The sequence below is a fragment of the Actinopolyspora sabaoui genome (assembly GCF_051225635.1).
GTDB lineage: Bacteria > Actinomycetota > Actinomycetes > Mycobacteriales > Pseudonocardiaceae > Actinopolyspora.
This window is the reverse complement of the sequence record NZ_JBMIHH010000013.1, coordinates 15,457-27,830: the sequence shown is the minus strand read 5'-3', so window position 1 is coordinate 27,830 and position 12,374 is coordinate 15,457. Positions and strand designations below refer to the sequence as shown.

General features: G+C 67.9%; 11 protein-coding genes. 8 read left to right on the top strand and 3 right to left on the bottom strand.

Features of this window, described 5'->3' with window-relative positions; genetic code table 11:
* Window positions 1-237 precede the first annotated feature (237 nt).
* Both ACOQFL_RS20830 and ACOQFL_RS20825 read left to right on the top strand, forming a co-directional pair.
* The gene (locus ACOQFL_RS20830; RefSeq protein WP_435545890.1) at window positions 238-525 is read left to right on the top strand and encodes a hypothetical protein; all 288 of its coding nucleotides are present in this window, start codon (window positions 238-240) and stop codon (window positions 523-525) included.
* 170 nt (window positions 526-695) lie between these two features.
* Window positions 696-1,076 (top strand): hypothetical protein, encoded by a 381-nt coding sequence (locus ACOQFL_RS20825; protein ID WP_435545889.1) that lies wholly within the window; start codon window positions 696-698, stop codon window positions 1,074-1,076.
* A gap of 73 nt (window positions 1,077-1,149) precedes the next feature.
* Here ACOQFL_RS20825 and ACOQFL_RS20820 read toward each other — a convergent pair whose 3' ends face one another.
* The 3 genes from ACOQFL_RS20820 to ACOQFL_RS20810 all read right to left on the bottom strand — a co-directional run bounded on the left by ACOQFL_RS20820 (window position 1,150) and on the right by ACOQFL_RS20810 (window position 4,327).
* Window positions 1,150-2,115, bottom strand: coding sequence for a LysR family transcriptional regulator (locus tag ACOQFL_RS20820; RefSeq protein ID WP_435545888.1), 966 nt, complete (start codon window positions 2,113-2,115; stop codon window positions 1,150-1,152).
* 198 nt (window positions 2,116-2,313) lie between these two features.
* Window positions 2,314-2,901: a nitroreductase family protein gene (locus ACOQFL_RS20815; protein WP_435545887.1), complete on the bottom strand. Its 588-nt coding sequence runs from the start codon at window positions 2,899-2,901 to the stop codon at window positions 2,314-2,316.
* 337 nt (window positions 2,902-3,238) lie between these two features.
* Entirely contained in the window at window positions 3,239-4,327 is a 1,089-nt protein-coding gene (locus ACOQFL_RS20810) for a hypothetical protein (RefSeq protein WP_435545886.1), read from the bottom strand.
* A 491-nt stretch (window positions 4,328-4,818) separates the two neighbouring features.
* Between ACOQFL_RS20810 and ACOQFL_RS20805 the strand changes: the two genes are divergently transcribed.
* From ACOQFL_RS20805 to ACOQFL_RS20780, 6 genes are all read left to right on the top strand, one after another.
* Window positions 4,819-6,084 carry an aspartate kinase gene (locus ACOQFL_RS20805; protein WP_435545885.1) on the top strand — a complete coding sequence of 422 codons (1,266 nt, stop codon included), beginning with the start codon at window positions 4,819-4,821 and terminating at the stop codon, window positions 6,082-6,084.
* Window positions 6,085-7,161 carry an aspartate-semialdehyde dehydrogenase gene (locus tag ACOQFL_RS20800; RefSeq protein WP_435545884.1) on the top strand — a complete coding sequence of 359 codons (1,077 nt, stop codon included), beginning with the start codon at window positions 6,085-6,087 and terminating at the stop codon, window positions 7,159-7,161. It abuts the gene before it with no gap.
* Between the two features lie 124 nt (window positions 7,162-7,285).
* Window positions 7,286-7,864, top strand: a complete 579-nt coding sequence (locus ACOQFL_RS20795) for a Uma2 family endonuclease (protein ID WP_435545883.1) — start codon at window positions 7,286-7,288, stop codon at window positions 7,862-7,864.
* 176 nt (window positions 7,865-8,040) lie between these two features.
* Window positions 8,041-9,534, top strand: a complete 1,494-nt coding sequence (locus ACOQFL_RS20790; RefSeq protein WP_435545882.1) for a gluconokinase — start codon at window positions 8,041-8,043, stop codon at window positions 9,532-9,534.
* Between the two features lie 401 nt (window positions 9,535-9,935).
* Complete coding sequence (locus ACOQFL_RS20785; protein WP_435545881.1) at window positions 9,936-11,345, top strand: GntP family permease; 1,410 nt, start codon at window positions 9,936-9,938, stop codon at window positions 11,343-11,345.
* Window positions 11,346-11,883: 538 nt separating this feature from the next.
* Complete coding sequence (locus ACOQFL_RS20780) at window positions 11,884-12,336, top strand: Fur family transcriptional regulator (protein WP_435545880.1); 453 nt, start codon at window positions 11,884-11,886, stop codon at window positions 12,334-12,336.
* Window positions 12,337-12,374 lie beyond the last annotated feature (38 nt).

The following is a 12,374-nucleotide window of genomic DNA, read 5'->3' as shown; positions in this document are numbered from 1 at the left end:
TAACCGCACCCGGTGTCCGGAACGCAACCGCCTGTTCCGAATGCTGGACACACCGTAATCCTGGCCACACCGGATCGCCGCACCGTCGAATCGGTGCTCCGCGTCCGAGCCCCGAGCGGGCAAGGTGCTCGCCCGGCCCGCGAACGCTGCCGCGACGTGCCGATCACGACGGCCGATTCGGGGAATCTCTCGGGAACTGATCGCGAGTCCGCTGTTCCGATGCGGCAGGCTGGTGCCATGGCTGCGAAGAAGACCGGTTCCGGCTCGGCTCTGGCGACCCTGCTGCAGGGAGTCGGTTTCCTGCTCGCCGTGGTGTTGGTCGCCCACACCGTGTTCGTGTTGTTCGACTTCCAAGCGGAGGGGCAGCTCGCGCAATCGGTCGCGCGGGCCGCCGAGCCGCTCGCGTTGTTCTTCCCGGGACTGATCGACGCGCCGAGTCACGTACTGCAGGTGTTACTGGACTACGGGCTGGCCGCGATGTTCTGGATGCTGCTGGGGGGTCTGCTGGGGCGGATTTTCGGGTGAGATCCCGAGCACGGTGACAGCAGTTTGGGAAGTGCTGGAAGTGGTGGGAGAACGGCCTCCGAGGTTCGCTCCCGCACTCCGAGGGTGGGTGCGTGCTCACCCGGGTTCCGCTGTGCCGATGTTCGGCTACCCGCTGGTAATTTGATCGTGTCTCGTGCCACACTGCCGTCATGTCCGAAGACGTGGCGGATTCGACGCGCACTTCCGGAGCTGGTGGGCACCGCCGCCGGAAGTCCTTCGATTTCGCGCGGTTGTGGTCTCGCACGTGCGGTTCGCTCGCCACAGTGGTGCGTTGGGTCTGCTCGTTGGCGGCCGCGCTGCTCACCGCGCACGTGGTGCTGACGGTCGGGGGCGCCAATCCGGAGAACGCGCTGACGCGTTTCGTGGCGGAATGGGCACGGGCGGTGTCGTTCGGGTTCCGCGACCTGTTCCTCAAGCCCGAGCAGCCGAAGCTCGAAGTGCTGCTCAACTACGGCCTCGCGGCGATCTGCTGGCTCCTCGGCTCGGTGCTGGTGGTGCGCCTGCTGCGCACGCTGGGCGCCTCCCGCTGAACCGCCGTGGTTCGTCGCGAGGGGCACGGTGAGGCCCGGGAAAAGTCGTGCGTTCCCGAAGTATCAGGCTCGCTCACCAGGAGCCGGCCACTCGGAGCAGTTCCTGCCGTACCAACGTCACGTGGTGATTCTCCGTCGCGTCCGCCCGCTGGGCGAGAAACAGGGTGTTGACGGGAGGAGCCGTCGGTTCCGGAAGATCCACCAACTCTCCGGCGGCGAGTTCGGACTCGCACAGATAGCGGGGCAGCACCGTGAGTCCTGTTCCGGCCGCCACCGTCGCGAGCATCGCCCGCATGTCGGGCACGACCATCCCGGCCCGCTCGGGGGGCCGGGTGCCGAAGACGTGGCGCCAGTAGTGCCGCGTGAGGGCAAGATCCTCCGCATAGGCGACCAGGGGGATGCCGTGCAGTGGGGTGGGGTCGCCACCCCGCAGCCGCGCGCGGTCGAGGTGTGCCGCGGTTTCCGGTGCGCAGACCAGTACCAGCTCCTCATCCGCGAGTGGAACCGCGTTGACGGCCCGGCCACGGGGGCGGGCGACCGACAGCACCAGGTCGAACCTGCCGCTGCGCAGGCCGCCCAACAGCTCCTCCGCCAGTCCGAAGGTGGCCCTGAGTCGAACTCCGCTCCCCAGCATCGGTGCCAACGAGGGCAGCACCCGCACACTCAGCAGTTCGGCGGGGCCCGCCAGGTGCACCGGTTCGATCGGGGCGGGCGGTTCGTTCCGGTCCGGCTCGGTCACCGAGGCCAGCTCGTCGAGCGGACCCGCCACTTCCGAGGCCAGCTCCGCGGCCGCGGTGGTCGAGGCGACTCCGCGCGGCAGTCGTTCGAACAAGGGCGTACCGAGCCGCTGTTCCAGTGCTCGGATCCTCGTGGTCACTGTGGACTGCGACAGTCCCAGTAGTCTGGCCGCCGCCGTGAACGATCCGGCCCGGTGAACGGCCAGGAACGTCCGCAGCTGGGACAGTTCGAGTGGCGCCTCGCCCGGTTTCCGGGCCACGTCGAGCCGCCGGGACGAATCGCTACTCGACCGGTGGAACATGGCGCAGAGACTATTGCGCGTCAGGAGGAATTACTAACACCTTTCGGCGCCAGGCGTACCACGATTCGGGAGGCGGCGACATGCTTCTGGAGTGGGAGCCCGGTGTCGGGATGCTCCGGCGCGTCCCGTGGGCACAGCGGTGCGACCGGCAGCACACCGATCGGTACCGCGAGTACGGCGGTACCGATCGACCACCGATCAGAACGTTGGTTCCTGCCACGAGTCGCTGAACACGAATTCGGTGAGCGGTATGCGGCTACGGGGTGAGGACTCCTTCTCGCGGAGTCGCTCGGGCAGTTGTTCGGCGTCACCGGGGGCACCGACGGCGACCACGACCAACGGCTCGTAGTCCGCGGGAATGCCGAACGCCTCGCGGGCCGCGTCCCGGTCGAACCCGGCCATCTGGTGAGCCACCAGTCCCTCACTGACTGCCTGCAGCACCAGGTTCTCGGTGGCGAGCCCGAGGCCGTACTCCCCGTAGGGCAGCGGCTCGCCGTCGTCGTTGGTCAGTTTGACCACGCCGAGCACGAGGGCCGAGGCGTTGCCTGCCCAGCCGTGGTTACCCCTGGAGAGGGTGCCGTGCAGTTTGTCGAAGGTCGATTCCCCTCGACGGCCCGCGATGTAGCGGGCGGGTTGCGTGTTGCCCCAGGAGGGGGCCCAGCGTGCGGCTTCGAACAGGGCGGTGAACTGCTTGTCGGTCAGTTCGATCTCGGGGTCCAGTGCGCGCGGGCTCCATCGCTCGGCGAGCAACGGATGCAGTGGGACTGACGAGTCGGCGGGTTTCAAGGTGCCTCCGTGGCCTCTCGGCGCTCACGTGCCGAACTCGATTCTCCCCAACTCGTCGCCACCCGATATCGGGCACCCGCTGCCGGGACGTGCGAGAGTCCCCGCCATCCGGCCGCGGGGCGGCGTCAATTTCCCACGAAATCGCCGCGCCGCTTCGACGCAGAGCCGAGCTCCGACCACCCTCGCGGTCGGCACCGCCGCGGGTTCTCCGGTGCGGCTCTCGCGAGGACGCCGGAGACGTTGTGTAGGTCGCTACCCGAGGTCGCCGGACCCGCAGCGAGAGTCGTGCCGGAGGTTCCGCCACCAGCACCGCCACACCGAACGAGCCGACATCCCCTCATACGGCGTAGGGCCAGATGGTGAGGGCATACGCACTGAACCAACTCCCGAAGCACACGAACAGCCCCACACCGGCGATCATCACCGGTCGTCGCCGCTCCGCGAGTCCCATGGCCAGTGGGAGCAGCAGCGGGAAGGCGGGCAGCAGTGCCCGTGGTTTGGCGAACATCAGCCCGTCGGTCCCCAGCACGAACACCACGGTCAGCAGCGCGTACAAGCCCACCGGCCAGGCGATCCGTCGATCCAGGCAGCAGATCAGCAGCGCCACCGCGGCGAGCAGGATCCACGCGGCGAAGGTCACGAACGTTGACTCGTCCGTGAACAGGGCTTTTCCTATGAAGCGCGCGGTGGCGATCCCGCCGTCGGGTGAGGAGGACCAACCGTCCTGCCGCACTTCGAAGTAGCCGTCGAACTGGCCGGTGCGCAGCCCCACCCAACCCAGGTAGCCGAGCAGGCCGCACGGAGCCGCCAGCAGCGCGATCAGCGGGCGGTTGCCGTCGCGTCGGTGCAGCAGCGCCACGAGGGCGGCGATCATCACCACCGTGATCAGCGCCGCTCCGGTGTGTCGCACCGTCCCGGCCAGCGCGCAGGCCACACCTGCTTGGACCCACCGCCGTTCCAGCACGCCCAGCAGTGCCCAGACCGCCAGCGCGCAGAACAGCGACTCGCTGTAGGGCATGGACAGCACGATCGACATCGGGGCGGCCGCGAACAGCGCGACCAGCACCAGACCGGCTCGCTGCGAGCCGCTCACGGTTCGTCCCAGCCGGGCCAGCCCGTAGGCGCATGCGAGCCCCGCCGCGAGGTTCACCAGCATCGCCGCGGTGGGCGGGTCGAGGCCGGGCAGGAACGCCACTCCGTGGGTCAGCAGGGGGAATCCGGGGAAGAACGCCAGCACGGATTGGGGATCGGCGTCGCCGTTGCCGTTGAGCATCGTCTGCCCGGTGGGGGCGTACCCGTGCTCCGCGATCCACAGGTACCAGTCCGCGTCCCAGGAGAAGAGGCGCTCGGTGGGTGACTGGTCGTGAAGCCGGGACGACACGCCCAGCACCAGCAACCCGACCAGCCGGACTGTGATATACACCACAGCTGGTCCCGCTGTTCGCGCCGCAGAAGGGCCCTCGTCGTCGGCCACAAGCACTCGTGGTCGAATCCGAACGAGATCTTTCACTCTTCGCGCGGCGGAAATTTCCCTGCTTCGACGCGGCACTGTCCCGATCGTTTCGTCGGTCGCGGACAACTGGTGCACCTTCTTCGTCGAGCCTCGATTGTCGCGGGTGCCACGTCGTAGCCAGACTAGTCACGCCAAACGGCTATCGGGCCGCAGGGGGCTGGTTCTGTAGGCTGGGCAGGCAGCGGAACGGCCTGGTGAAGGCACCCGATGAAGGTTCGCGAGCGGTTCTTCGGACCTCGGGGGCGCGGCGAGGTGTCCGGATTCCTAACACACGGCACGATCGAGTGATCGCTGCCCGGGGAGCCGGACGGCGTCACGCTGCCGGCTGCCCGGCCGTCCACCCGGTGTCAGTGCGGGGCCTCTCGCACCCGGGGCGTCCGCGCGGCTCGAGGAGGTTTGTTCAGGTGGCACTCGTCGTCCAGAAGTACGGCGGTTCCTCGCTCGAGAGTGCCGATCGAATCAAACGGGTCGCCGAGCGCATCGTGGAGACCCGTAAGGCGGGTAACGATGTCGTCGTGGTGTGCTCCGCGATGGGGGACACCACCGACGAGTTGCTGGATCTGGCCAACCAGGTCAACCCGGCTCCCCCGGAGCGGGAGCTCGACATGCTGCTCACCGCGGGTGAGCGCATCTCCAACGCGCTCGTGGCCATGGCGATCGAATCTCTCGGCGAGCAGGCTCGTTCGTTCTCCGGTTCGCAGGCCGGGGTCATCACCACTTCGGCACACCAGAACGCCCGGATCATGGACGTCACCCCCGATCGGGTTCGACAGGCCCTGGACGAGGGTCGGATCGTGATGGTCGCGGGATTTCAGGGGGTCAGCCAGGACAGCAAGGACATCACCACGCTGGGGCGCGGCGGTTCGGACACCACGGCCGTCGCGGTGGCGGCGGCGATGCATGCCGACGTCTGCGAGATCTACACCGATGTGGACGGCGTCTACACCGCCGACCCCCGGATCGCGGGCGATGCCGAACACCTCGACCGCGTCACCTATGAGGAAATGCTCGAACTCGCGGCCACCGGTGCGAAGGTGCTGCATCTGCGCGCGGTGGAGTACGCGCGCAGATACGGCGTGCCACTGCACGTCCGCTCGTCCTACTCGGCCAACCCCGGAACGATCGTGTCCGGATCAGTGGAGGACCTCCCCATGGAACAGGCCATGATCACCGGCGTGGCGCACGACCGGTCGGAAGCCAAGGTCACCGTGCGCGGTGTTCCGGACACTCGCGGCGTGGCGGGGCGGATCTTCCGTGCCGTCGCCGATGCCGAGATCGACATCGACATGGTGCTGCAGAACGTTTCGGGTGTGGCTTCCGGCCTCACCGACCTCACTTTCACCGTGGCCAAGAGCAACGGTGCCGTGGCCGTCACCGAGCTGGAGAAGATCAAGGACGAGCTCGGGTTCCAGGAGGTCGTCTACGACGACGACGTCGGCAAGGTTTCGCTGGTCGGTGCGGGTATGCGTTCGCATCCCGGCGTGACCGCGCAGTTCTGCGAGGCGCTGGCCGAGGCGGGCGTGAACATCGAGATCATCAATACTTCCGAGATCCGCATTTCGGTGCTGGTCCGGGACGCGCAGCTGGATGACGCGGTGAGTGCGCTGCACACCTCCTTCGAGCTGGGCGGAGAAGAAGAGGCTGTTGTCTATGCGGGGAGTGGTCGCTGAATGAGTTCCGGACGTTTCCAGGCACCCACCGTCGCGATCGTGGGAGCCACCGGGGCGGTGGGCTCGGTCATGATCGAGATCATGAACTCGCGCGAGACCGTGCCGTGGGGCGAGGTACGGCTGATCGCCTCGCCGCGTTCCGCCGGAAAGAAGATCGAGGTCCGGGGCGTCGAGCACACCGTGGTCGGGCTCTCCCCCGAGGCCTTCGACGGTGTGGACATCGCGATGTTCGACGTGCCCGACGAGTTGTCCGCGGCGTGGGCGCCGGTGGCCGTCGAACGGGGTGCGGTCGCGGTCGACAATTCGGGGGCCTTTCGGATGGACCCCGAGGTGCCGCTGGTGGTTCCGGAGGTCAACGCGCACAAGGTGGACGAGCGCCCGAAGGGGATCATCGCCAACCCCAACTGCACGACGCTGTCCATGATGGCCGCCCTCGGGGAGTTGAACCGCGAGTTCGGCCTGCGTGAGTTGGTGGTTTCCTCGTACCAGGCCGCTTCGGGATCCGGGCAGGACGCCATCGACCGGCTGCGTGCCGAGATCGATGCCGTCGCGGGCAAGCAGCTCGGGGACCGTGCGGGGGACGTGGCCGAGGCGTTGGTCGCGGCGGGTCTCTCCGAGGAGACGCCGTTCAAGGCTCCGCTGGCGTTGAACGTCGTGCCGTGGTGCGGTTCCCGCAAGGAGGACGGCTGGACCTCGGAGGAGCTCAAGGTCCGCAACGAGTCGCGCAAGATCCTCGGGATCCCGGAGCTGAAGGTCTCCGCGACCTGCGTCCGGGTGCCGGTGGTGACCACGCACTCGCTGGCGGTGCACGCCACGTTCGACCGAGAGGTCGGCGTGTCGGACGCGCATCGGGTTTTCGAGCGGGCGTCCTCGGTGGTGCTGCAGGACGACCCCGACGGGCCGGACTTCCCGACTCCTGCCGGTGTCGTGGGTGGCGAGCCGACCTACGTGGGGCGCGTGCGCCAGGCTGTCGACTTTCCGAACACGCTGGACTTCTTCGTCTGCGGCGACAACCTGCGCAAGGGCGCGGCCCTGAACACCTACGAGATCGCGGAGACGCTGGCGTCTCCGGCGTGACCGCTTCACACTGATCCGGGACGGTGGCGATTTCGCGCGAAATTCACGCGGGGTCGCCACCCGAACGGATGGTCCTCCCGTCACAGGGGTACGGAGCCGGCCGATAGGTGTCGACACTGGAGGCATGACCGCGATGTCCTGGCCCGATCATTTGCTGAGCCTGGAAGAGTTCGAGCGGTTGCCGGAAGACGATTCGCGTCGTTACGAGCTCCAGGAGGGCGTCCTCCACGTGACTCCCAAAGCCGCGGGTATCCATCAGCGCGCCGTCAAGCGCCTCGCCTCGGTGCTCGATCGGCAGCTACCCCTGGAATGGGAGGCGATACCGGACGTGGAAGTGGTGATCGTCTCCTCCTGGCCGCCGGTGGTTCGAGTCCCGGACGTGGTCGTCGCCACCGCCGCCCGGATCGACCAGAACCCGAATCGGCTGTACGCCCAGGACCTCCTGCTCGCGGTCGAGGTGGTCTCCCCCGGTTCGTCGCAGACCGACCGGGTGGTCAAGCGTCACGAGTACGCCAAAGCCGGTATACCCGGGTACTGGGTACTTGATCTCGACGAGCCGGTCACCATCGCCGAGAACCGGCTGCACGACGGGGGTTACAAATCGCACTCCACCGAGGGCGGGGTGTTCCGCACCGGGGAGCCGTTCGAGTTCGAGGTGGAGCTGGAATCCCTCGTGCGACGTGGCGGCGCGGGCATCGGGTAGTCGACCGAGCCGCTCGGTGGCGATTTCGCGCGAAATTCACGCGGGGTCGCCCCCGGCCTGTTTCCGGCCGCGTGCCCGCCCCACCGCCACATGCCGGAAGCGAGCCCACTCCGCTGCGGTTGTGCCGTGTGTCTCGCTCGTCGGAACCAACTCCTTCGGGCGGATAGGTTGGGGGTATGAGCGCAGCCGAGAAGGATGCGGTCGTCCTCGGTCTCGATCTCGGTACCACAACCACCAAGGTCGTCGCCGCCGACCGCGACGGCACGGTGCTGCATCACGCCGAACGTGCGAACGCGATGCGCACCGAACAACCGGGTGAGGCAGTCCAGGACGCCGCGGCGGTACGTGATTCCGCGATCGCGGCACTGGCCGAGTGCGCGTCCCGGGTGCACGAGGCGGGACGTCCTGTTCGCGCGCTCTCGTTCAGCACGGCGATGCACACCCTGCTCGGGCTGGACTCGGCGGGTGATCCCGTAACTCCCGCGTTCAACTGGGCGGACAGCCGTTGCGCCGACATCGCGGAGAAATTCCGCGCGGAGTGGGCCACGGCCGCGGAGCTGCATCGTGCCACCGGAACACCGGTGCACCCGCAGTCGGTGATGGTCAAACTGGCCTGGCTGACCACGCAGCGCAGCGAGCTGAGCGAAGGGGTGGCGTACTGGTGCGCGTTGAAGGATTTCGTCTTCGCCGCGTTCACCGAGGAGTTCGTCACCGATCAGTCGCTGGCCTCGGGAACCGGGCTGCAGGACATGGCGACGTTGGACTGGCACGACTCCGCACTGCGCACGGCCGGAATCGAGGCGGCCCAGCTGCCCCGCATCGCCGCGCCGACCGACGCGTTCCCGCTGGGGGCGCGGGTGGCACGTGATACCGGGCTGCCCGAAGGGCTGCCAGTGGTGCTCGGTGCGGGCGACGGCCCGTTGGGCAATCTCGGGGTCGGCGCGATCAACACCGGAGTCGCCGGGCTCTCGCTCGGCACCAGCGGGGCGCTGCGTGTGGTGCGCGACGAGCCCGGTGTGGACGAGCGCTGCCGCACGTTCTGCTACTACCTGGCCGATGGTCTGTGGGTGGCGGGTGGTGCCGTCAGCAACGGGGCGGTGGTCGGCCAGTGGGCTGCCGAGTCGTTCGGCACTGATGTGGCGCGGCTGCTCGACGAGGCCGCCGAGGTGCCGATCGGAGCGCGCGGTCTGATCGCGTTGCCCTACCTGATGGGTGAACGTGCCCCCTGGTGGGAGCCCGGCCTGACCGGCTCGCTGATCGGGTTGCGGCGTATCCACGGGCGCGCCGAGATGACCCGCGCCCTGGTGGAGGGAGTCGCCCAGCAGCTCGCGCTGGTTCGGGACGCCGTGGTCGACACCGGCGCGCGGATGCACGCGGTGCGCGCCACCGGCGGCGGTTTCCGCAGCCGGATCTGGGCCGAGACGATCGCGGCGGCGCTCGGTATAGAGCTGGAGCTGGCGGAGGAAAGCGGTGGCTCGGCGGTGGGCGCGGTGCTGCTGGCCTGGCGCGCGTTGGGTGAGCTGGACTCGTTGGACGAGGCCGCCGATCTGATACGGCCCGCTCGAACCGTTCCGCCCGCTCCCGAGGCGGCCCGGATGATGCGTGCCCAGCGTCCCGGGTTGGAACGGTTGCACCGCGCGATAGCCGAGCTGACCCCGATCGCGTCCTAGACGTATTGAGGTCCGGAGCTTTGTTCACTCGGCAGAGCTCGGCCGACTCGGAACGGCTTTTCGCGAGCGCCCTTTTTCGTGAACGCCCCTTCTCGTGAACGCCCCGCCTGGAGTTCTCTCGGGACTTCCGGCGGGGCGTTTCTTCATTCGTAGCGGGGGTGTTCGCGTGTGCGACACCTCGGCATGCGAGTCGTGCGGTGGGCGCTGAGCGAACAATTCCGCTGTTCGACTACTTGCTGTTATCAGTTGTCGGAGCTTTGTGTCAACGATGTGAACACTGCTGAAAAAAAGTATGACTGAAGCGATACAGAGCACTAGCGGCCGGGGTGCTCGCCTTGTGAGGATTCTGGCCGTTCGGCATCCGTTCGGGTGATGCCCGGTATCGACAAAGGGGCAGATTCTTGCGAGGAGTAATCGCGGCGGCCGAGCCCGCCGCCCACTCCGCACTGGGGCCGGGGCTCACGCTGGCCGTGGCCGCGGGCGCTGTCGCGGTTTTGCTGTTGCTGATCGTCTTCCTCAAGTTGCAGCCGATGATCGCGCTGCTGGCCGTCAGCATCACCACCGCGCTGGTGTTGGGCATCCCGCTCGACGAGGTGATGAGCACCCTCAACGACGGTCTCGGGGGGACGCTCGCCGAAGTCGCCCTGATAGTCGGCTTCGGCGCGATGCTCGGACGGATGCTGGAGATATCCGGCGGGGCTTCGGTACTGGCCGAAGCACTGGTACGTCGGTTCGGTGAGCGCCGGGCACCGCTCGCGCTCGGGATAGCCGCACTGCTGTTCGGCTTCCCGATCTTCCTCGACGCCGGTGTGGTCATCTTCCTGCCCATCGTGTTCACCGTCGCCCGCAGGCTCGGTGGCTCGGTGCTGCGTTACGCGCTGCCGGTGGTGGGTGCCTTCGCCGTCATGCACGCCTTCGTCCCACCGCATCCCGGCCCGGTCTCGGCCGCGGGGCTCATCGGTGCCAACACCGGCCTGCTGCTGCTCATCGGGCTCGTGGTCGGCATTCCGACCTGGCTCATCTCCGGTTACGCGTTCGGACTCTGGAACGGCAGCCGGGTCTTCCTGCCCGTCCCCGAGGACTCCACCGCCACCGGGCAGGACACCGCGCCGGACAAGCCGAGGCCGAGCATGGCCGCCGTCGTCGGCCTCCTGCTGCTGCCGCTGGTGCTGATTTTCCTGCGCACCGGTCTGAACACGCTGGTCTCCGAGGATGTGGTCGACTCCAAGTCGCAGGTGGTGCAGGCCGCCATCCTCATCGGGCAGAGTCCGGTCGCCCTGGCCGTGGCGGTGCTGGTGGCCTCGGTCGTGCTCGGCCTCAAACGCGGCATGCGAGGCAAGGAGATCGAGAACGAGCTCACCGCCAGCCTCTCGACGATCGCCGCGGTCATCCTCATCACGGGTGCCGGTGGCATGTTCGGCGCGGTGCTGGCCAAGGCCGGGGTCGGCAACGCGTTGGCCGAAGGACTCAACAGCGCCGGGATCCCGCTGATCGTCGCCGCCTTCCTGATCGCCGTGGTGATGCGTGTGGCGCAGGGCTCCGCGACCGTGGCGCTGACCACCTCCGCCGGCTTCATCGCTCCCGCGGTCTCGGCCGCGTCCGGACTGACCTCCATCGACCTGTGCCTGATCGTCATCGCCATCGCCTCGGGTGCGACCGTGCTCTCGCACGTCAACGACTCCGGCTTCTGGCTGGTCGGCAGGCTGCTCGGCATGGACGTGCCGACCACGCTCAAGACGTGGACGGTGATGGAGACGCTGATCGGTGTGGTCGGGTTCCTGATCGCGTGGACACTCTCCATCTTCCTGTGATGGTTAGTGTGGCGACCCGGTTTGCTCGGGTGGTCGCTTGGCGGAACCTCGGGCACGGCTCTCGCTGCGGGGAGGCCCGACATCGGGTAGCGGCCTACACAGCGTCGGGCCTTCCTCGCGAGAGCCGCACGGGAGAACCCGCGGTCGGTCCTGCTGCGAGAGTGGTCGGAGCTCGGCCTGCGGGAGCGGTCGGAGCTCGGCCTGCGTCGAAGCGGCGCGGCGATTTCTTGGGAAATTGACGCCCACACTGCCGCGCCCCCCCGGCTGGCCTGGCGATTTCGTGGGAAATTGACGCTGGCTGGGACCCCACCGTGGTACGGGGATGTCAATTTCGCGAGAAATTGACGCCGCCCGGGGGTGGCTGCCGGGAACCCGAAGCAGCACCGGCCGCCGGACCGGCCCCAGCACTGGACCGGCCCCGAATGCTCCGTGAACCGTGGCGGATGTCGCGTCCGTCACGGTTCTCGCACGATCGGTGGTCGTTCTCCGAGTGTTTTCTTGACTTATTCCAATCTATGCGTGGCATACTGACGTCGCTATGACATCCAGTACGACATCCGGCGGACAGGCGGCGGACAGTACGCGGGAACGGTTGCGCGCCGCGGGGCTGCGCGCGACGGGCCCGCGGGTGGCCGTGCTCGGTTGGCTGTCCGATAACCCGCATTCCACCGCGGACCAGGTGGCGGGTGCCGTACGGCGGACTCTCGGCTCCGTTTCCACCCAGGCCGTCTACGACGTGCTGCACGCGTGCACTTCGGCCGGGCTGTTACGCAGGATTGAACCCGCCGGTCATCCGGCCAGGTTCGAATGTCGTACCGCCGACAACCATCATCATCTGGTGTGTCGGGCATGCGGCCGCGCCGAGGACGTGGACTGCGTCCACGGTTCGGCTCCGTGCCTGGTTCCCTCGTCGACAGCCGGCTACAGCATCGACGAGGCGGAGATCGTCTTCTGGGGTCTGTGCCCCGACTGCGCGTCCGCGGCCGAGTAGTCGACGGACATCGTAATCACCACACAAGGAGGGACGCT